This is a genomic window from Amycolatopsis sp. NPDC004378, from assembly GCF_053602455.1.
The window spans coordinates 150,986-169,018 of sequence record NZ_JBSGDR010000015.1; the positions used below are offsets into that span (position 1 = coordinate 150,986).

At 71.9% G+C, this 18,033-nt stretch carries 20 protein-coding genes and 1 pseudogene; 13 read left to right on the plus strand and 8 right to left on the minus strand.

What is annotated here, in order from left to right:
- The first annotated feature begins 4 nt into the window (after nucleotides 1-4).
- Nucleotides 5-1,840, plus strand: a complete 1,836-nt coding sequence (gene recQ / locus ACWEN0_RS34585; RefSeq protein ID WP_451983349.1) for a DNA helicase RecQ — start codon at nucleotides 5-7, stop codon at nucleotides 1,838-1,840.
- 1 nt (nucleotide 1,841) lies between these two features.
- Here recQ and ACWEN0_RS34590 read toward each other — a convergent pair whose 3' ends face one another.
- Nucleotides 1,842-2,063, minus strand: a complete 222-nt coding sequence (locus tag ACWEN0_RS34590) for an antitoxin (protein WP_451983351.1) — start codon at nucleotides 2,061-2,063, stop codon at nucleotides 1,842-1,844.
- A 164-nt stretch (nucleotides 2,064-2,227) separates the two neighbouring features.
- On the opposite strand from ACWEN0_RS34590, the gene add reads away from it, so the two are divergent.
- On the plus strand, nucleotides 2,228-3,193 hold the full coding sequence (gene add / locus ACWEN0_RS34595) for an adenosine deaminase (protein ID WP_451983353.1): 966 nt from the start codon (nucleotides 2,228-2,230) through the stop codon (nucleotides 3,191-3,193).
- Here the strand turns inward: add and ACWEN0_RS34600 are convergent.
- Together ACWEN0_RS34600 and ACWEN0_RS34605 are read right to left on the minus strand one after the other, a co-directional pair.
- Nucleotides 3,171-4,538 carry a vWA domain-containing protein gene (locus ACWEN0_RS34600; protein ID WP_451983355.1) on the minus strand — a complete coding sequence of 456 codons (1,368 nt, stop codon included), beginning with the start codon at nucleotides 4,536-4,538 and terminating at the stop codon, nucleotides 3,171-3,173. The two genes, add and ACWEN0_RS34600, sit on opposite strands and share 23 nt — an antisense overlap.
- Entirely contained in the window at nucleotides 4,535-5,416 is an 882-nt protein-coding gene (locus ACWEN0_RS34605; RefSeq protein ID WP_451983357.1) for an AAA family ATPase, read from the minus strand. The genes ACWEN0_RS34600 and ACWEN0_RS34605 overlap by 4 nt, the downstream gene beginning before the upstream one ends.
- Nucleotides 5,417-5,479: 63 nt before the next feature.
- On the opposite strand from ACWEN0_RS34605, the gene mgrA reads away from it, so the two are divergent.
- The 4 genes from mgrA (at nucleotide 5,480) to ACWEN0_RS34625 (ending at nucleotide 9,689) form a co-directional block, all read left to right on the plus strand.
- On the plus strand, nucleotides 5,480-6,508 hold the full coding sequence (gene mgrA, locus ACWEN0_RS34610) for an L-glyceraldehyde 3-phosphate reductase (protein ID WP_451983359.1): 1,029 nt from the start codon (nucleotides 5,480-5,482) through the stop codon (nucleotides 6,506-6,508).
- Between the two features lie 89 nt (nucleotides 6,509-6,597).
- The gene (locus ACWEN0_RS34615; protein ID WP_451983361.1) at nucleotides 6,598-7,257 is read left to right on the plus strand and encodes a TetR/AcrR family transcriptional regulator; all 660 of its coding nucleotides are present in this window, start codon (nucleotides 6,598-6,600) and stop codon (nucleotides 7,255-7,257) included.
- Nucleotides 7,258-7,273: 16 nt separating this feature from the next.
- Nucleotides 7,274-8,143 carry a TIGR03564 family F420-dependent LLM class oxidoreductase gene (locus ACWEN0_RS34620; protein ID WP_451983363.1) on the plus strand — a complete coding sequence of 290 codons (870 nt, stop codon included), beginning with the start codon at nucleotides 7,274-7,276 and terminating at the stop codon, nucleotides 8,141-8,143.
- Nucleotides 8,144-8,213: 70 nt separating this feature from the next.
- Nucleotides 8,214-9,689 carry a sulfatase family protein gene (locus tag ACWEN0_RS34625; protein ID WP_451983365.1) on the plus strand — a complete coding sequence of 492 codons (1,476 nt, stop codon included), beginning with the start codon at nucleotides 8,214-8,216 and terminating at the stop codon, nucleotides 9,687-9,689.
- Between the two features lie 51 nt (nucleotides 9,690-9,740).
- On the opposite strand, the gene ACWEN0_RS34630 is transcribed toward ACWEN0_RS34625, so the two are convergent.
- Entirely contained in the window at nucleotides 9,741-10,292 is a 552-nt protein-coding gene (locus ACWEN0_RS34630; protein ID WP_451983367.1) for a sigma-70 family RNA polymerase sigma factor, read from the minus strand.
- 31 nt (nucleotides 10,293-10,323) lie between these two features.
- Here ACWEN0_RS34630 and ACWEN0_RS34635 point away from each other — a divergent pair, with 31 nt between their 5' ends.
- A complete protein-coding gene (locus tag ACWEN0_RS34635) occupies nucleotides 10,324-11,034 on the plus strand; it encodes a zf-HC2 domain-containing protein (protein ID WP_451983369.1) in 711 nt (236 codons plus the stop codon).
- A 30-nt stretch (nucleotides 11,035-11,064) separates the two neighbouring features.
- Here ACWEN0_RS34635 and ACWEN0_RS34640 read toward each other — a convergent pair whose 3' ends face one another.
- Nucleotides 11,065-11,577 (minus strand): PadR family transcriptional regulator, encoded by a 513-nt coding sequence (locus ACWEN0_RS34640; protein ID WP_451983371.1) that lies wholly within the window; start codon nucleotides 11,575-11,577, stop codon nucleotides 11,065-11,067.
- A gap of 87 nt (nucleotides 11,578-11,664) precedes the next feature.
- On the opposite strand from ACWEN0_RS34640, the gene ACWEN0_RS34645 reads away from it, so the two are divergent.
- Nucleotides 11,665-12,225: a hypothetical protein gene (locus tag ACWEN0_RS34645; protein ID WP_451983373.1), complete on the plus strand. Its 561-nt coding sequence runs from the start codon at nucleotides 11,665-11,667 to the stop codon at nucleotides 12,223-12,225.
- A gap of 1 nt (nucleotide 12,226) precedes the next feature.
- A complete protein-coding gene (locus tag ACWEN0_RS34650) occupies nucleotides 12,227-13,507 on the plus strand; it encodes a carotenoid oxygenase family protein (protein WP_451983375.1) in 1,281 nt (426 codons plus the stop codon).
- Here the strand turns inward: ACWEN0_RS34650 and ACWEN0_RS34655 are convergent.
- Nucleotides 13,504-14,244: a DUF427 domain-containing protein gene (locus ACWEN0_RS34655; RefSeq protein WP_451983377.1), complete on the minus strand. Its 741-nt coding sequence runs from the start codon at nucleotides 14,242-14,244 to the stop codon at nucleotides 13,504-13,506. The two genes, ACWEN0_RS34650 and ACWEN0_RS34655, sit on opposite strands and share 4 nt — an antisense overlap.
- A 142-nt stretch (nucleotides 14,245-14,386) precedes the next feature.
- Between ACWEN0_RS34655 and ACWEN0_RS34660 the strand changes: the two genes are divergently transcribed.
- Together ACWEN0_RS34660 and ACWEN0_RS34665 are read left to right on the plus strand one after the other, a co-directional pair.
- The gene (locus ACWEN0_RS34660; RefSeq protein WP_451983379.1) at nucleotides 14,387-15,544 is read left to right on the plus strand and encodes an ROK family protein; all 1,158 of its coding nucleotides are present in this window, start codon (nucleotides 14,387-14,389) and stop codon (nucleotides 15,542-15,544) included.
- 187 nt (nucleotides 15,545-15,731) lie between these two features.
- Nucleotides 15,732-16,067 carry a hypothetical protein gene (locus tag ACWEN0_RS34665; RefSeq protein ID WP_451983381.1) on the plus strand — a complete coding sequence of 112 codons (336 nt, stop codon included), beginning with the start codon at nucleotides 15,732-15,734 and terminating at the stop codon, nucleotides 16,065-16,067.
- Here the strand turns inward: ACWEN0_RS34665 and ACWEN0_RS34670 are convergent.
- Nucleotides 16,064-16,525, minus strand: coding sequence for a pyridoxamine 5'-phosphate oxidase family protein (locus ACWEN0_RS34670; protein ID WP_451983383.1), 462 nt, complete (start codon nucleotides 16,523-16,525; stop codon nucleotides 16,064-16,066). The genes ACWEN0_RS34665 and ACWEN0_RS34670 overlap by 4 nt on opposite strands.
- Between ACWEN0_RS34670 and ACWEN0_RS34675 the strand changes: the two genes are divergently transcribed.
- A complete protein-coding gene (locus ACWEN0_RS34675) occupies nucleotides 16,524-17,000 on the plus strand; it encodes a MarR family winged helix-turn-helix transcriptional regulator (protein WP_451983385.1) in 477 nt (158 codons plus the stop codon). The two genes, ACWEN0_RS34670 and ACWEN0_RS34675, sit on opposite strands and share 2 nt — an antisense overlap.
- A gap of 22 nt (nucleotides 17,001-17,022) precedes the next feature.
- Here the strand turns inward: ACWEN0_RS34675 and ACWEN0_RS34680 are convergent, their stop codons facing one another.
- Nucleotides 17,023-17,529: a PaaI family thioesterase gene (locus ACWEN0_RS34680; protein ID WP_451983387.1), complete on the minus strand. Its 507-nt coding sequence runs from the start codon at nucleotides 17,527-17,529 to the stop codon at nucleotides 17,023-17,025.
- A 125-nt stretch (nucleotides 17,530-17,654) separates the two neighbouring features.
- Here ACWEN0_RS34680 and ACWEN0_RS34685 point away from each other — a divergent pair.
- Nucleotides 17,655-17,987: pseudogene (locus ACWEN0_RS34685) on the plus strand (ArsR/SmtB family transcription factor); the annotation flags it as partial.
- Nucleotides 17,988-18,033 lie beyond the last annotated feature (46 nt).

Genomic DNA, 18,033 nt, shown 5'->3' on the forward strand with positions numbered 1-18,033 from the left:
CCGGGTGGCAGACACCGACCTCGCGACCGTGTCCGAAGCGCTGGAGACGCTCCAGCGCGTGTTCGGCTACGACAGCTTCCGCGGCGACCAGGCGGCGATCGTCGAGCACGTGATCGCCGGCGGCGACGCGCTCGTGCTGATGCCCACCGGTGGCGGGAAGTCGTTGTGCTACCAGATCCCGTCGCTGGTGCGGCCGGGCGTGGGCGTCGTGGTGTCGCCCCTGATCGCGCTGATGCAGGACCAGGTCGACGCGCTGCGCAACGCCGGCGTCCGCGCGGGTTTCCTCAACTCCACGCAGGACTACGCGGCCCGGCAGGAGACCGAGGCGGCGTTCCTGGCCGGCGAGCTCGATCTGCTCTACCTGGCCCCGGAACGGCTCTCGATGGAGTCCACCGCGCGGCTGTTCGACCGCGGCAAGATTTCGCTGTTCGCGATCGACGAAGCGCACTGCGTCTCCCAGTGGGGCCACGACTTCCGGCCGGAGTACCTGGCGCTGTCGTCGCTGCACGAGCGCTGGCCGGACGTGCCGCGGATCGCGCTGACCGCAACGGCGACCGAGGCCACGCACAAGGAGATCTCGACCCGGCTGAAGCTCGACGAAGCCCGCCACTTCGTCGCGAGCTTCGACCGGCCGAACATCCAGTACCGGATCGTCGGCAAGAACTCCCCGCAGCGGCAGCTGCTGGAACTGCTGCGGACCGAGCACCAGGGCGACGCCGGGATCGTCTACTGCCTGTCCCGGAACTCGGTCGAGAAGACCGCGGAGTTCCTGGTGCAGAACGGGATTCCGGCGGTGCCGTACCACGCGGGGCTCGACAAGCACACCCGCGCGAAGCACCAGTCGCGGTTCCTGCGGGAAGACGGCCTGGTCGTGGTGGCGACGATCGCGTTCGGCATGGGCATCGACAAACCGGACGTCCGGTTCGTCGCGCACCTCGACCTGCCGAAGTCGGTCGAGGGCTACTACCAGGAGACCGGCCGCGCGGGCCGGGACGGGCTGCCGTCCACCGCGTGGCTCGCGTACGGGCTGCAGGACGTCGTGCAGCAGCGCAAGATGATCGACACGTCCGAGGGGGACGAAGCGCACCGCCGCCGGCTCGGCGCGCACCTGAACGCGATGCTCGCGCTGTGCGAGACGGTGGAATGCCGGCGCGTGCAGATCCTCAACTACTTCGGGCAGAAGTCCGAGCCGTGCGGCAACTGCGACACGTGCCTGAACCCGGCGGAAAGCTGGGACGGCACGATCCCGGCGCAGAAGCTGCTGTCGACGGTCGTGCGGCTGCGCAACGAGCGGCGGCAGAAGTTCGGTGCCGGCCAGGTCACCGACATCCTGCTCGGCAAGACCACGCCGAAGGTCACGCAGTTCCAGCACGACACGCTCAAGACGTTCGGCATCGGCACCGAGCTGCGCGAGCCGGAGTGGCGCGCGGTGGTGCGGCAGCTGCTGGCGCAGGGCCTGCTGGCCGTCGAAGGCGACTACGGCTCGCTGGTGCTCACCGAGGCCAGCGCCGAGGTGCTGAGCGGCGACCGCCAGGTGATGCTGCGCCGCGAGCCCGAGCGCGCGGCGGCGGCGAAGGTCCGCAGCACGAAGAAGGCCGCCGCCGCGGCGGACATGCCCGCGGAGGCGGCCCCGTTGTTCGAGCGGCTGCGGGCGTGGCGCGCGGGCGTCGCGAAGGAGCAGGGCGTGCCCGCGTACGTCATCTTCCACGACGCGACCCTGCGCCAGATCGCCACGCAACGGCCGTCCTCGCTGGCCGAGCTGGGCACGGTCAGCGGCGTCGGCGAGAACAAGCTCGCCAAGTACGGCGAGGGGGTCCTCGAGACGCTGTCGGACGGGTGACCTACCGGGCGGCCGGCCCCGGCTGCCCGTTCGGCCCGGTCACGGAGTTGACCTTGCGGACCGCGCCGGCGATCTGCTCGTGGTACTTGCCCTTGGTCTTGTCGTCGACGAACTTGGCGGCCTTGCCGACGGCCTCGTTCACCTTTTCGGGGTTCTTCTTGGCGTAGGCACGGGCCGCGCCCGCGGCCCCGGCCAACACGGTCAGCTTGCGCAGGAATGCCACGGTGGTCCTCCCTCATCGGTAGCGGTCATCCTGACAACGCGGACGAACCACCCGGAGGTTCCCCGTGTGACCTCCGCCAAACCTGCGCGCGGAGCGTGACGGGCCGGTGACGGGTCCGGAAAATGCCGCGCGGGCTGCCTTGGCGCGCCTTTAGGCTCGCGATCATGCGCGACCTGGCCGCCCTGCCGAAAGCCCACCTGCACGTCCACCTGGAGAGCACGATCCGGCCGGCCACGCTGCGCGAACTCGGCGAAGCGAACGGTGTCGCCGTCCCGGGCGAGCCACCGGTGTTCGACGGCTTCCGCGCCTTCGCCGACTACAACGCGCTGATCCGCTCCTGCCTCCAGCGTCCCGAAGACTTCGAGCGCATCGCCCGCGAGTACTGCGAAGACGAAGCCGCCCAGGGCACGCGCTACGCCGAAGTCACGTTCACCGCGGCCTCGCACGGGGAACGCCTGGGCGACCTCGAAATGCCGCTCGAATCCGTCCTCAAAGGACTCTCCGGGCTCGAGTGCCGCGTGGTGCTGGACCACTCGCGGCGCCGCTCGGTCGAACGCGCCGAGCGCACCCTCGACCTCGCGCTGAAGTACGACGACGTGTTCGCGATCGGCATGGCCGGCGAGGAAAACCACTCGCTCCGGCCCTTCGCGAAGGTGTTCGACAAGGCTCGCGAAGCCGGAATCCACCTGCTGCACCACACCGGCGAGGACGCGGGCCCGGACAGCATCCGCGAGGCACTGGGCGTCGGCCGCACCGAGCGGCTCGGGCACGGCATCCGCGTCCTCGAAGACCCGGCGCTGGTCCGGGAAGTCCGCGACCGGGGCCTGGCGCTGGAAGTCTGCCCGTCCTCGAACGTGACGCTCGGCCTGGTGCCTTCCCTGGCACAGCACCCGCTCCCCCGGCTCGTCGAGGCCGGGCTGACGGTCACGCTCAACACCGACGTCCCGTCGGTCACCGGCGCGAACCTCGCCGAGGAGTACGCCCGCGTCCAGGCGGCCTTCGGCTACGACGACACCGCGATGGCGGACTTCGCGCGGGCGAGCGTCCGGGCGTCCTTCGCGCCCGAGAGCACCAAGAAGAAGATCCTCGCGGACATCGACGCGTGGCTCACACCGGCAGCAGGCGCGTGACCAGCGTGGAGAGCTGCTGCACCGTGCGGCACTCGTGCATTTCGACGACGTCGGCGTACTCCAGGGCCGCCGAGTCGCCGGTCGACCACAGCGACCGCCGCTCCGGGTTGAGCCAGTAGACGTGGCGGGCGCGGGCCTTGATCTCGCGCACCGCGTCGAGGTTCGGGTCGCCGCCGTTGGTGCGGGCGTCGCCGAGGATCAGCACGGACGTGCGCGGGCCGACCGCGTCAAGCCAGTTCTCGGTGAACTGGCGCAGCGAGCCGCCGTAGTCGCTGTGGCCGTCCCAGCGCACCAGCGCCGCTTCGGACAGCATCCGCGCGCCCAGGTGCTCGGGGTCGGCGACGCCGGTCGTAACCAGGTGGGTGACCTCGTCCGCGCTGTCGACGAACGCGAACACGCGGACCTTGCCGAACTGGTCGCGCAGCGCCTGCACCAGCAGCATCGTGAAGTTCGCGAAGCCGGCCACGGACCCGGAAAGATCGCACAGCAGCACGATTTCCGGCCGGCCGGGCCGCCGGTGGCGGTAGGCCGGGCGCAGCGGCACGCCGCCGGTCGAGAGCGACCGCCGCAGGGTGCGGCGCAGGTCGATCTGCCCGCGCGTGGTGCGCTTGCGGCGGGCCGCCAGCCGCGTCGCGAGCTTGCGGGACAACGGCTGGATCGTCCGGCGCAGCTCGGCGAGCTGCTTGCGGCTGGCGATGAGGAAGTCGACGCGGTCGGGGGCGGGCGCGATGGCGTGCTTGGCGACGCGCTCGCGGCCGCGGACCTCGGCCGCGCGACGGCGGGCCTCGGTGCGGACCTGCCCGCGGAAGCCTTCGACGCGGCGGCGGATCTCGTCGCGGTCGAGCCGGTCGGTGAACTCGCCGGGCGCGCCGCCGCCGCGCACCGCGGCCAGCACCCGCGCGATCAGTGTCTGCGGCTGGAGCCGTTCCAGGGTCTGGTGGGCCGAGAACCCGCCGCCGGGACCGGACGCCGAGCCGTACTGGCCCAGCATCTCCACGGCGAGCCCGGCCAGCTGGGCGAGGGCCTGCTGGTCGCCGTCGGCGAGCGCGGCGGCCAGTTCCTCCCGGAGTTCTTCCAGCGTCGACGGCTGGTCTTCGCGTGCCCGCTCGGGCGCGCCGATCCCGGCCGGGAAGTACAGGTCGAACGCGGCGTCGAACACCGCCCGCTGCCCGCCCCGCCGGACGAGCGCGGCGGCCAGGCCCTCCCGGACGAGCGAGCGGTCGTCGAGGCCGAGGACCTCCAGCGCGGCCGCGGCGTCGACCGTCTCGGCGGGGCCGGCCGGGATGCCCTGGGCCCGCAGCGCCCGGACGAACGACGCGAGGCGCTCCGGCACGCCGGTGGTCACGACGCGTCCAGGACCTGTTCGAGCTGGAGCCCGGCGCCCGCCTTGGCGATGTCGTCCTGGTGCTTGAGCACGACGCCGAGGCTCTCGCGCACGACCCGCTCGTCCAGCGCCGACGCGCCGAGCGCGAGCAGCGTGCGCGCCCAGTCGATCGTCTCGGCGACCGACGGCAGCTTCCGCAGGTCCATCGCGCGCAGCGCGGCGATCACCCGGACGACGGAATCGGCCAGCGCGGCGTCGATGCCCGGGACCTTCAGCCGGACGATGTCGCGCTCGAGCTCTTCGTCGGGGAAGTCGATGTGCAGGAACAGGCACCGGCGGCGCAGGGCCTCGGACAGCTCGCGCGTCGCGTTCGAAGTCAGGACGGCGAACGGCGCGCGGGTCGCGGAGATCGTGCCCAGTTCGGGCACGGTCACCTGGAAGTCGCCGAGGACCTCCAGCAGCAGGCCCTCGACCTCCATGTCGGCCTTGTCGGTCTCGTCGATGAGCAGGACCGTGGGCTCGTCCGACGAGATCGCGGTGAGCAGCGGGCGGCGGAGGAGGAACTCCTCGCCGAAGATGTCGGTGCGGGCCTGCTCCCACGTCTCGTCGCGGCCGGCGGTGATCCGCAGAAGCTGCTTCGCGTGGTTCCACTCGTAGAGCGCGCGGGCCTCGTCGATGCCCTCGTAGCACTGCAGGCGCACCAGCCGCGAACCGCTGACCTGGGCGACGGCCTTGGCGAGCTCCGTCTTGCCGACGCCCGCGGGGCCCTCGACCAGCAGCGGCTTGCCGAGCCGGTCGGCGAGGAACACCGTGGTCGCCACGGCCGTGGACGCCAGGTAGCCGGCCTCGGCCAGCTTCGCCGACACGTCGTCGACGGAAGTGAAGAATCCGGTGCCCACCACTGACCTCCTAAGCGGTCGCTCACCAGGAGCGTACCCGACCGGCGGGTTAGCATCGGCCGCGTGACCTACGTTGCGGCTTCCGACCGATACGAAACGATCCCCTACCGGCGCTGCGGGCGCTCCGGGCTGAAGCTGCCCGCGATCTCGCTCGGGCTGTGGCACAACTTCGGCCACGACCGGCCGCTGCAGACCCAGCGCGACATCACCCGCCGCGCCTTCGACCTCGGCATCACGCACTTCGACCTGGCCAACAACTACGGCCCGCCCTACGGCTCGGCGGAGGAGAACTTCGGCCGGCTGCTGGCCACGGACTTCAAGCCCTACCGCGACGAGCTGGTCATCTCCACCAAGGCCGGCTACGACATGTGGCCCGGCCCCTACGGTGAATGGGGCTCCCGGAAGTACCTGCTGTCCTCGCTGGACCAGTCGCTCGGCCGGATGGGCCTGGACTACGTCGACATCTTCTACTCGCACCGGTTCGACCCCGAGACACCGCTGGAGGAGACGGTCGGGGCGCTCGACGCCGCCGTCCGCGCCGGGAAAGCGCTTTACGTCGGGATCTCGTCGTACAACTCGGAGCGGACCGCCGAGGCCGCGCGCCTGCTGCGCGAGCTCGGCACGCCGCTGCTGATCCACCAGCCGTCGTACTCGATGCTGAACCGCTGGATCGAGGAGGACGGCCTGCTCGACACCCTCGAGGAGGCCGGCGCGGGTTGCATCGCGTTCTCGCCGCTGGCCCAGGGCCTGCTGACGGACAAGTACCTGAAGGGCGTCCCGTCGGATTCCCGCGCGGCGCAAGGCAAGTCATTGGACCCGGACACCCTCGACGAGAACCGGCTGGGCCGCGTCCGCGCGCTCAACGCCATCGCGGCCCGCCGCGGCCAGTCGCTGGCCCAGCTGGCGCTGACCTGGGCCCTGCGCGACAGCCGGGTGACGTCGGTGCTGATCGGCGCGAGCAGCGTCAAGCAGCTGGAGGACAACGTCGGCGCGCTCGGCAACCTCGACTTCGGCTCGGAGGAGCTGACCGAGATCGACGGCCACGCCACCGACGCGGACATCAACCTCTGGAAGCGTTCGTCAGACGCCTGAGCGGCGGAACGGCGAGGTGCCCGGCGCACCTCGCCGTTCTTCTGTCCCAACGTTTGACCAGATTTCGTATTTGGTCATACGATGGCCGCATGCCTCCTGCCGAAGACCGCGCCGAACGGGCCGAGCGGATCCTCGACGCGGCCGCCGACCTGCTGCTGCGGGCGGGCTACCGGCGCACGACCGTCGAGGACGTCGCCGAGCGCGCCGACGTCGGCAAAGGGACCGTCTACCTGCACTGGAAGAACCGTGAGGAGCTGTTCCTCACGGTGCTCCTGCGGGAGTCCGTCCGGAGCCTCGAAGACCTCGTGCGGGCGCTCGAAGCCGATCCGCTCGCCGCCCGGCTGTCCCGGCTGACGGAGCTCCAGTACGCGAACGTGCTGGGCCGGCCGCTGCTGCGGGCCGGGTACGCCGACGACACCGAGACGCTGGGCAAGCTGCTGCCGAAGCTGCACGCCAAGCTCGACCCGCGCCACGACGAGGCGTTCGTCGAATACCTCGAACTGCTGGCGGCGAACGACCTGCTCCGCACGGACCGCCCGGCGGCCGAACTCGCCGTCGCCTACCAGGCCGTGCTGCACGGGTTCCTCCTCGCCGCGCACCCTCCGCGGTTGATCGCCGACACCGTCGCGCACGCCTTCGAACCGCTCACCGTCTCGACGAGGCAGCTGCGCGCCGTCGCGCCGCGGGTCCTCGCGCTCTTCACCGAATCCGTCGCGCTCGACCGGAAGCAGCTCGAGCGCGCGTACTGACCACTGGGAGGACACCGTGCGCACCGGAATCCTGATCGACGAGCTGGGCGTCGGCTTCGACGCCATGACCGCGCAAGCACGCGAAGCCGTGAAGCTCGGCTACACCACGCTCTGGCTGGCCCAGCGCGGCGGCTGGGACGCCCTCACGGCGTTGCCCGCGCTCGGCGCCGCGGCTCCCGGCGTCGCGCTGGGTACGTGTGTCGTGCCGACCTACCCGCGGCACCCGATCACGATGGCCGCCCAGGCACTGACCGTCCAGGCCGCCACCGGCGTGCCGGTCCACCTCGGCGTCGGGCTGAGCCACCGGTTCATCGTCGAGCAGGAGTTCGGGTACTCCTACGACCGCCCGATCCGGCACCTGCGCGAATACCTCGAAGCGCTGAACCCGTTGCTGCGCGGGGAAAAGGCGGACGTGCACGGCGAATCGCTCACGGCGGCGGGCGGGCTGACCACGCCGGGCGCGGCCCGGCCCGCGGTGCTGGTCGGCTCGGTGAGCCCGCGGTCGACGCGGCTGGCGGGCGAGCTGGCCGACGGCGTGATCACGACGTGGGCGGGCCCGCGCGCGATCGGCGAGTTCGTGGTCCCGGCGCTCGGCGCGGACCGGCGGGTGGTCTCCGGCCAGCTGATCTGCGTGACGTCCGAAGTGGACGAACGCCGGGCGTGGGTCGAGGACACCTACGGCGCGGCGGCGGCCGTCCCCGCCTACCGGGCGGTCCTGGACCGCGATGGCTACGAACGCGCCTCGGACAGCGCGATCATCGGCGACGAGGAAAGCGTGCGCCGCCAGGTGAAGTCCCTCGAAGACGCGGGCGCGACCGAACTGCTGGTGATGCCGTTCGGCCCGGCCGAAGACCAGGCCCGCACGCGCGAGCTGATGGCCGCGTGAACCGGCGCCCGCCGATGATCTTCAGCGGATCTTCAGCTTCCGCGCGGCGAACCGGCGTTACCGTGAAACCATGGTCACGCCACGGAAGTCGCTCGCCACGCTGGTCGTCGCACTCGGGCTGACCGCGGTCTCCTGCGGCACCGCCGAACCCCAGGCCGCGACCGCGAAGCCGAACATCGTGTTCGTGCTGACCGACGACCTGGCGATGAACCTGGTGCAGTACATGCCGAACGTGCGGAAGCTGGCCCGTGACGGCACCACGTTCGCGAACTACACGGTGACCGACTCGCTGTGCTGCCCGTCGCGGTCGTCGATCTTCACCGGGGAGTTCCCGCACGACACCGGCGTGTTCACCAACGGGGGCGACGACGGCGGGTTCGGCACCTTCCACAAGCGCGGCGACGAATCCGCCAGCTTCGCCGGGCAGCTGCAGCACGCCGGCTACCGCACGGGCATGATGGGCAAGTACCTCAACGGCTACCAGCCGAAGGCCACGGTGGCCGGTCAGGCGCACTACGTCCCGCCCGGCTGGGACGAGTGGGACGTCGCCGGCAACGGCTACCCCGAATACGACTACACCCTCAACGAGAACCACGACCTGACCCACCACGGGAAGGCCCCGCAGGACTACCTCACCGACGTCCTGGCCGCGAAGGCCGGCGGCTTCGTTTCGGCGTCCACCCAGCTGAAGAAGCCCTTCTTCCTGGAGGTCGCGACCTTCGCGCCGCACGGGCCCTACACCCCCGCGCCGCAGGACAAGGACGCCTTCCCCGGCCTCACCGCGCCGCGCACGCCCGCGTTCGACAAGCTGCCGGCCAACCCGCCCGCGTGGCTCGCCGGCCGGGAACCCCTGACCGACAAGGAAAAGACCGGCATCGACACGGACTTCCGCAAGCGCGTCCAGGCCGTGCAGTCGGTCGACCGGATGGTCGGCTCGCTGCGCGAGACCCTGACCAAGGCCGGCGTCGCCGACGACACGCTCGTGGTCTTCAGCTCCGACAACGGCTTCCACATGGGCGAGCACCGGCTGACGCCGGGCAAGATGACGGCGTTCGACACCGACGTCCACGTGCCGCTGATCGCCGCCGGCGCGGGCACGGGGGCCGGCAGGACCGTGGCGAACCCGGCGGCGAACATCGACCTCGCCCCGACGTTCGAGTCGCTGGCCGGCGCCACGCCCCCGCCGGCCACCGACGGGCGCAGCCTCGTCCCGCTCCTCACCGGGCAGCAGGCGCCGGGCTGGCGGACCGCGTCCCTGGTCGAGCACCACGGGCCCGACACCGACCCGACCGACCCGGACATGCCGGCGAAGAACAGCGGCAACCCGACGACGTACGAAGCGCTCCGCACGCCGGCGATCACCTACGTCGAGTACGCCGACGGCACCACGGAGTTCTACGACCGCACCCGGGACCCGGACGAGCTGGACAACACCGCGGCGACGCTGCCGCCCAACCGGAAAACCCAGCTGCACAACGCCTTGCAGGCCCAGAAGAACTGCCACGGCAGCCAGGCCTGCGCGGCGGCCGACCATCTGCTGCCCTGACGCAGGTGCGCGGCCTCCGGGAACAGGACGTCGGCTTCGTAGCGGGCCGGTTCAGCCGGCGCCCTGGGCCCGCCGGGCCTGGATCAGGTCCTCGCGGGCGCGGGCCACGCGGGAGCGGACGGTGCCGACCGGGCAGCCGCAGACGTCGGCGGCCTCGGCGTAGGACAGCCCCAGCACCTGGGTCAGCACGAGCACCTCGCGCCGTTCCGGGTCCAGGCCGTCGAGCAGCAGGCCCAGCTCGACGAGCTCCTCGAAGCCCGCTTCGGTGCCGCTCGCGCGGTCCGCGGCGGATTCCCAGTCGGTGTCGGCCAGCTTGGGCCGCGCCCCGGCGGCCCGGATCTGGTCGACGACGACCCGCCGCGCGATCGACAACAGCCACGTCCGCGACGACGAGCGTCCCGCGAAGCGGCGAAGGCTGCCGAAGGCGCGAAGGTAGGTCTCCTGCGTCAGGTCGTCGGCTTGGGCCGCGTCGGTGAGGTGCGCGAGGAAGCGCCAGACGTCGGCCTGGGTCGCACGGACCCACTCCTCAAGGGCACGCCGATCGCCACGGCCGGCCGCCATCGCCAGGGCCGTGCCGCGTTCGTCGTCCTCACCGCGGGTCATGGTCCGGAACCTAGCAGTCATCGGGAACCGAATGCGTCCGCCGTCCGACTACTGGGAGATGAGGTGCGAGGACTGCCGCGAAGCGCTTTCGGCCCGGCTGGACGGCGAAGAAGAGCCTGCGTCGCCCGACGAGCACCTGACGTCGTGCGCGGCGTGCCGGGCGTGGTTCGCGCGCGCGTCCGACCTCCGGCGCGAGATGCTGCTGCGTCCCGCGCCGCGGGTCCCGGACCTCACAGCGGCGATCCTCGAGCGCACGCCGGCGCCGTCCGGCGAGGGCTGGGGCCTGCGGATCGCACTGGCCGTCGTGGCGATCGCCCAGCTCGGGCTGGCGTTCGGGCAGCTGCTGGACGCGCACGGCGTCGTCCACCTCGACCACGAGAGCGGCGCGTGGAACATGGCGGTCGGCATCGGCCTGCTGGTCGCGGTCTTCCGGCCCCGGACGGCGGGCGGGCAACTGCCGCTGCTGGCCGGGTTCGTCGGGGTGCTGCTCGTCCTGTCGGCGGGTGATCTGGCGGCCGGGCAGGTGACGGTGGCCCGGCTCGCGACGCACGTGCTCGTGGTGGCGGGGTTGGCCCTGCTGTGGGCGGTGCACCGGGCGCACCGCGATCGGCACGCGCCCCTTCCCGCGGCCACGGCCGACGACGGGACCGGCGTCGGCGGGTCCACTGTGGACGCCCCGGCGACGGGACGGCCGCGGCCCCGGCCCTTCCGGCGTCAGGCCCACGGCCGCCACGCGGCCTGACGCGACGCCGTGTAGGACGTTATACGCAAGTCACTCGATCTGCTTGACCGCCCACTCGGCCCACTCGCGCTGCATCGCCGAGAAACGCTTGCCCCACTCGAGGACCAGCCGTCCGTAGAGCGACTGGTTGTCCTCGCCCCAGTCGATCGAGTCCTCCAGCTCGTCCAGCCGCTCTTCGCGCACCCGGGCCGCCTCCCCCATCGATGCCACGTAGCCGCGCGCCTGTGCCGGGGAAACCGAGCCGAGGAAGTACACGCGCAGCAAGCCGGCGCTGCGGGGCGGGCCGCCCGGGTCGACTTCGACCAGCCAGTGCCGCAGCTCCTCGAGCCCGGCCTCGGTGATCTCGTACTCCTTGCGCCCGCGCGGGCCTTCGGCCAGGACGCGGATCATGCCCGCCGCCTCCAGCTTGCCGAGCTCGCCGTAGAGCTGGCTCTGCGTCGCGGGCCAGACGTTGGCCATCGCCCGCTCGAACCGCTTGAGCAGGTCGTAGCCGCTGCCGGGCTCGTCGGCCAGCATCCCGAGCACCGCGTGTCGAAGGCTCATGCCCCCAGTCTGACATTCCACTCTTGACATGTCCAACTAGAAGCTTCTAGTTTCGACATGTCAAAGTTGGAACGTGGGGAGAACGGCATGAACTACCTGAAGAGCTTCCTTCCGTGGATCGCGTTCGCCGTGGTCGCGACGCAGGCCGACTGGCGCTGGTCCGGCCTGACCGGGCTGGTCATCTCGGCCGCGCTCCTGCTGCTCGCCCGCCGCGAAGGCCGCAAGAACGACGCCCTCATCATCGAGTGGAGCGCGCTCGCGTTCTTCGCCCTGCTGACGGCGACGGCGTTCGCCTTCCCGGCGTCGCCGCTGAAGACCTACACCGGCGCGCTCACCGACGCCTGGCTGGCGCTCACCGCCTGGGGCTCGCTCGCCCTCGGGAAGCCGTTCACCCTCGGCATCGCGCGCACGATGACGCCGCCGGAGCTGTGGGACAACCCGATCTTCAAGCACGTCAACGTGCTCATCACGCTCGTGTGGGCCGCGAGCTTCACCGTCACCGGCCTCGCCGGAATCGCGCTGCTGAACTTCGCCCCGCACGCCACCGCCGCGCTGATCACGCTCAAGGTCCTCGGCTTCGCCGTGCCCGTCGCCTTCACCATCCGCTACCCGCGCATCGTGCGCGCCCGAGCCGAAAAGGCCGCCTGACATGACCACCAGCGACTTCCACCTGAGCGGGGTCTACGCCCCCGTCCACGACGAGCTGACCGCGTTCGGCCTGCCCGTCTCCGGCGCGCTGCCGCCCGAGCTGACCGGCTGGTACCTGCGCAACGGCCCGAACCCGCGCGAGGACAGCAAGCACTGGTTCACCGGCGACGGCATGGTCCACGGCGTCCGGCTCGAAAACGGCCGCGCCGCCTGGTACCGCAACCGCTGGGTCCGCACCGACAGCTTCGACGACCCGGACCTCAAGCTGTACCACGAAGACGGCACCCGGAACCTGCACGCCAGCGTCGCGAACACGCACGTGGTGAACCACGCCGGCCGCACGCTCGCGCTCGTCGAGTCGTCGCTGCCGTACGAGATCACGACGGACCTGGAAACCGTGGGTGCGTACGACTTCCACGGCGAACTGGCCGACTCGATGACCGCGCACCCGAAGATCTGCCCCGCCACCGGCGAACTGCACTTCTTCGGCTACGGCAGCATCACCGCGCCGCACGTGAGCTACTACCGCACCGACGCCGCCGGGAAGCTCGTCGTCAAGCAGCCCATCGACGTCCCGGGGCTGACGATGATGCACGACTTCGCGCTCACCGCCGCGCACGCCGTGTTCTACGACCTGCCGGTCGTGTTCGACCAGGCGGCGGTCGGCAAGGGCATGCCCTACGCGTGGGACGCGGCCTACGGCGCCCGGCTCGGCGTGCTCCGCCGCGACCGGCCCGAGGCCGGCGTGCGCTGGCTGGAGATCGAGCCCTGCTACGTCTTCCACACGCTCAACGCGTTCGACACCCCGGACGGCCGGATCGTCGTGCACGTCATGCGCTACGACCACCAGTGGTGGGCCGGCCACGACGACCCGCCGGCGTCGCTGTGGCGCTGGACGGTCGACGTCGTCGCCGGGACGGTCACCGAGGACCGGCTCGACGACCGGCCGGGCGAGTTCCCCCGCATCGACGACCGGCTCGCCGGGTCCGACGCGCGCTTCGGGCACGTCACCGGCCACGACGTCCTGCGCCGCTACGACCTGCACGCGGGCACGGCCACCGAGCACGTCTTCGGCGCGGGGCACATCCCGGGCGAAGCGGTGTTCGTCCCGGCGGAGCACGGCGAAGGCTGGCTGCTCACCTACGTCTACGACGCGGCGGAGGACCGCAGCGACCTCGTCGTGCTCGACGCCGGGAACGTCGCCGCGGCGCCCGTGGCGACCGTCCACCTGCCGCAGCGCGTTCCCGCGGGCTTCCACGGGAACTGGCTGCCGGACGCTTAGGCGAACTTCGTCTTGGGCCGCTCCTGCCGGACGTCGTCGACGAAGACGTCGACCTTCTCGTCGAGGAACGCCACCAGGCCGGCGACGCGCTCGCTCTCCGGCAGCGGCGTCGGGTAGCTCCAGGCGAGGTCCGCCTGCCCGGCCACGTCGAAGTGGTCGGCCGCGCCCTTGTATGGGCAGTGCGTCACGGTGTCGATCTTCGCGAGCAGGTCCATCCGGACGTCGACGCGCGGCAGGTAGTAGCGGGTCGGCAGGCCGGTCTCGAACAGCAGGTGCGGCCGGACGGTGTCGGCGACGGTGACGCCGCCGACCTCGATCCGGACGTGGCGTGAGCTCGGCAGGATGTCGACGCGGACGCCGGGGTCGCGCGGGTGCGTGAAGATCTGTTCGTCCTCTTCGAACCAGTCGAAGGCGGCGAAGTCGAACCGGACGTGGCCCCGCAGCTCCTCGATGGGGGAATCCGGGTATTCCAGCGCGGCATCCACCGCCTCGGCTCGGTCACCCTTTATCGTCGACAGAACACCTTCTCCGCGGCTGGGCGAGTGCGACGTCCGCCCGGAGGGGGCGAGCACGCCGCTCACGACGTCCGCGCGCGGGAAGTAGTACGTGGGGTAGTACGGGACTTCCCACACCAGAAGGGGGTGCACGGTGTCCGCGACGACCTGCCCGCCGAGGAACACGCGTACCCGTTTCGCGCCTTGTGCCACGCGGACCCGGCCGCGTACCGGAGTGCTCATACCGCGGTCAACCGGTCCCGGAGCGGGCGTATTCCGGCGAAACCGGGGTGCGGGCGGCTAGCGTGGCAGGGAGAACGAGGACGACAGGAGGCGGGCACGGGTGGCCGGCGTAGATGCTCCAACGGTCGGGACCCCCGCCGGGATGCGCAAGATCAACCAGCGGGCGGTGCTCGACCTGCTGCGCCGCAGCGGCCCGGCGACCCGGCCGCAGGTCGCGAAGGACACCGGGCTGTCGAAGCCGACGGTCAGCCAGGCGTTGCTGGCCCTCGAAGCCGCCGGGCTGGCGCGCCCGACCGGGCACACGTCGACCGGCACCGGCCGCTCGGCGGTGCTGTACGAGGCCGACCCGACCGCGGGCTACGTGCTGGGCGTCGACATCGGCCGCGAGCACATCCGCGTCGCGGTGGCGGACCTCGGCGCCGCGATCGTGGCGCGCCGCGACGAGCGGAACTCGGCCCGCTCCGGCGCGGCGCTGGTCACGGCCGTCGGCAAGATCGCGGCCTCGGCCGTCGCGGACGCCCGGTTGACGGCCGCCGACATCGTTGTCCGCGTGGTCGGCTCCCCCGGTGTCGCCGACCCGGAGAAGCGCTGCTTCCGGCACGCGCCGAACCTGCCGGGCTGGGGCCGCGCCGGCCTGATCGACGACCTCGAAGCCGCGCTGGGCCCGGACCTGATGGTGGAGAACGACGCGAACCTGACGGCAGTCGGCGAAGGCGAAAGCGGCGCCGCGCGCGGAGCGTCGGTGTTCGGCTGCATCACGATCGGCACGGGCGTCGGCATGGGCCTGATGGTCGACGGCCGGGTGTTCCGCGGCGCCACGGGCGCGGCGGGCGAGATCGGCTACCTCCCGTACGGCCGCACGCGCTCGTCCTCCGAAGACGGCGCCCCACCGGCCCGCGGCCACCTCGAAGAGGCAACGGCGGCCCAGTCGGTGGTCCGCGGCGCCCGGGAACTCGGCCTGGGCACGGCCAAGTCGGCCCGCGAGGTCTTCCGCCTGGCCCGCGAAGGCGACGAACTCGCCCGCCGGGCCTTGGAGGCGGAGGCGGACCGCCTGGCGTACACGGTGGCCTCGGTGGCGGCGGTGATCGACCCGGAGCTGATCGTCCTGGGCGGCGGCATGGGCACGGCGGCCGACCTGCTGCTGGAGCCGATCGACCGGGCACTGAGGGCGTTCACGCCGTTGGTCCCGAAGGTGGTCCAGGGCGAGCTGGGCGAGGACGCGGTCCTGACGGGGGCGATCAGCGTGGGCCTGCGGGCGGCCGAGGGGCTGGTGTTCGACCGCCGCGTGGGTGCGGCCTGAGCCGCCCGCCAGGCTTCGCCGCCCGTCGATGAGGTGCTCCGCGACCTCAACGGGTTCGCCGTCTCCCTGGACCGCCTCAGTTGAGGAGGCGATCCTCGGCAGCTTCTTCGGCGACCCGGGTAGACCGCCGGGTCGTGCCCGGGATGGCGGTAGCCGAGCGGCGATCACGCCTGCGACCGTGGACTCCATGGATCCGGAGGCCGATCCGCCCGCGTTGTTCGCGCTGCCCGCGCGGCGCGAACCGTTGGCGGCGTTCCGAAGCCGGCTCACCCACCACCGCCCGGCCGACGGTCCGCCGGGGCCGCCGTCGGCTTGGCGTCAGGCCCACGCCGGCGAGCGGGGCCGCTCCCCCGCCGGAACCGTGCACCTCGTCACCGGCGAGTGGCTGCCCGCCTGCGGGGCCGGCCTGAACAGCTGGGACTACCGCGGGCTCCAGCCGACCGACGACGACGTGACCTGCGGCCGGTGCGCGGACCGCGCAGCCCGGACGCGGCCCCTTCGGGGACAGCTGCGCTTGTTCTAAGCGGCTCGCCAGGCTTCGCCGCCGGTCGATACTCGCCACGGCGTCAGCTTCAGCACCGTGATCTTCGGGTCACGGAAGTCTTCGCCGCCCAGGATTTTCGGGTCGTAGCCCACCGGCTCCGGTGCCGACGCGAAGCGGTCCCACAGGTACTTCCGCGTCGGTTCGTCGTCCCGCAGCTCCGCGCGGCACTCCGCCACCGCCACTTCGTGCCGCGGGTCCCAGTACGAGCACGACACGTACGGCGACGCCGCCAGGTGCGCCACCTTCAAGGGCGTCGGCCGCGTGAAGACCCAGCCCGTCAGGCCGGCCGGGGCCAGGTCCCAGATCGGGTGCACCACCCGGGACCGCGGGCGGCCCCGGCGGTCGACGGTCACCAGCGTGCACCACACCACGCGGTGCGCCACGCGCACGAACGCTTCGGCCAGCTCGGCCGGGACCCTGCTAGATTCCACAACCATGGTTGTGGATCCTAGCACTCTCGACCTCTCCCTCGTCACGCTCTTCGCGGGCTGGGCGATGACCGACGAGGTCCAGCGCCGGCTCACCGAAAACGACTTCGGCGACCTCCGGTTCAACGACGGCGTCGTCATCCAGCACGTCCTGGCCGCGCCGCTGTCCATCACCGCGCTCGCCGAGCGGATGGGTGTGACCCAGCAGGCCGCGTCGAAAGCCGTCGCGGACCTCGAACGCCGGGGACTGCTGAACCGCCGACCCGGCCCGGCCGACGCGCGCACGAAACTGCTGCACCTCACCGGGCACGCGCGGCGGGCCGTCGAGGCGACCCGGATTCTCCGCGAGGACCTCGAAACAGAACTGAAAGAGGAATTCGGCGCGGCACGCGTCGAGGAGACCAAAGAACTGCTGGCCGCCGTCATCGGGCGGTTCGGCGGCGACGAGGCCGTCCGCGCCCGGCGCGTCCGGCCGCCCCGCTGATCACCCGCGACGCGGCAGCCGCTCAGCGCGTGAGCACGCAGGTCCCCGACGCCGTCGCCAGCAGCTTGCCCTCGGCGTCGCGGATCTCCCCTTCGGCGAACGCGATCCGCGAGCCCTCCTTCACGACCCGCCCGGTGGCGCGGATTTCGCCGCGGCCCGCGTGGATGGCGCGCAGGTAGCTCACCTTCAGCTCCACCGACGAGTACCCGACGCCGGCCGGGAGCGTCGTGTGCACCGCGCAGCCGACGACCGAGTCCAGCATCGTGGCCGCCACGCCGCCGTGGACCATCCCGATCGGGTTGTACAGCGACTCGTCCGGCTCGGCGACCGCGACGACCTCGCCGTGCCCGATGTGCTCCCAGCGCATCCCGAAGTGCGCGGAAATCGGCGGCGCGGGCACGCGGCCCTCCGCGATGGCCGTCAGGTACTCGAAACCGGACATCGTGCCGCCGAGCCGCGCGGTCGGCAGCGGGTCCTGCCAGGTGATGGTCTTCGAGCGGGTCTGCGCGTCGGCGGCCACGTCGGTCATCTCGGCTCCTCGATTATGACGACTGTCTTAATCGCAGCCTCGCCCGGGAACCGGACGGCGTCAAGCGCGGCGTGACCCAGGCCACCGGACCCGGCACCCGAGGTGGAATCATCGCGGGGGTGGACATCGACCCCGGCCGCAAGCTCATCGACCCCGAACGGGTGGCCGCGGCGGTCGACGGGCTGGGCGACCGCGCCGTCATCGACGAGTGGGCGCAGCGGTTCTCCGTCGTCGCCGACCCGTCGCGGCTGGCCCTGCTGGTCTCCATCCACTACGCCCGCGAAATCAGCGTCACCGACCTCGCCGTGGTCACCGGCATGACGGACACCGCCGTTTCACAGGCCCTGCGGCTGCTGCGGGCGCACGGGCTCGTCACCACCCAACGCACCGGACGGGTGGTCCGGTACCGGCTCGCGGACGCGACGGTGCACGAACTCATCCATCGGGTGCGTCCCCACCGCGAACAGACCGCTGTGACAAGCGAGACCGCGCCTCGCGCCGGGG

Bases quoted from the DNA above. Each gene is read 5' to 3' on its own strand.
- add (WP_451983353.1), top strand. From the start codon at position 2,228: ATGCGCGACCTGGCCGCCCTGCCGAAAGCCCACCTGCACGTCCACCTG.
- ACWEN0_RS34615 (WP_451983361.1), top strand. From the start codon at position 6,598: ATGCCTCCTGCCGAAGACCGCGCCGAACGGGCCGAGCGGATCCTCGAC.
- ACWEN0_RS34625 (WP_451983365.1), top strand. From the start codon at position 8,214: ATGGTCACGCCACGGAAGTCGCTCGCCACGCTGGTCGTCGCACTCGGG.
- ACWEN0_RS34630 (WP_451983367.1), bottom strand. From the start codon at position 10,292: ATGACCCGCGGTGAGGACGACGAACGCGGCACGGCCCTGGCGATGGCG.
- ACWEN0_RS34635 (WP_451983369.1), top strand. From the start codon at position 10,324: ATGCGTCCGCCGTCCGACTACTGGGAGATGAGGTGCGAGGACTGCCGC.
- ACWEN0_RS34640 (WP_451983371.1), bottom strand. From the start codon at position 11,577: ATGAGCCTTCGACACGCGGTGCTCGGGATGCTGGCCGACGAGCCCGGC.
- ACWEN0_RS34645 (WP_451983373.1), top strand. From the start codon at position 11,665: ATGAACTACCTGAAGAGCTTCCTTCCGTGGATCGCGTTCGCCGTGGTC.
- ACWEN0_RS34650 (WP_451983375.1), top strand. From the start codon at position 12,227: ATGACCACCAGCGACTTCCACCTGAGCGGGGTCTACGCCCCCGTCCAC.
- ACWEN0_RS34655 (WP_451983377.1), bottom strand. From the start codon at position 14,244: ATGAGCACTCCGGTACGCGGCCGGGTCCGCGTGGCACAAGGCGCGAAA.
- ACWEN0_RS34660 (WP_451983379.1), top strand. From the start codon at position 14,387: ATGCGCAAGATCAACCAGCGGGCGGTGCTCGACCTGCTGCGCCGCAGC.
- ACWEN0_RS34665 (WP_451983381.1), top strand. From the start codon at position 15,732: ATGGATCCGGAGGCCGATCCGCCCGCGTTGTTCGCGCTGCCCGCGCGG.
- ACWEN0_RS34675 (WP_451983385.1), top strand. From the start codon at position 16,524: ATGGTTGTGGATCCTAGCACTCTCGACCTCTCCCTCGTCACGCTCTTC.
- ACWEN0_RS34670 (WP_451983383.1), bottom strand. From the start codon at position 16,525: ATGGTTGTGGAATCTAGCAGGGTCCCGGCCGAGCTGGCCGAAGCGTTC.
- ACWEN0_RS34680 (WP_451983387.1), bottom strand. From the start codon at position 17,529: ATGACCGACGTGGCCGCCGACGCGCAGACCCGCTCGAAGACCATCACC.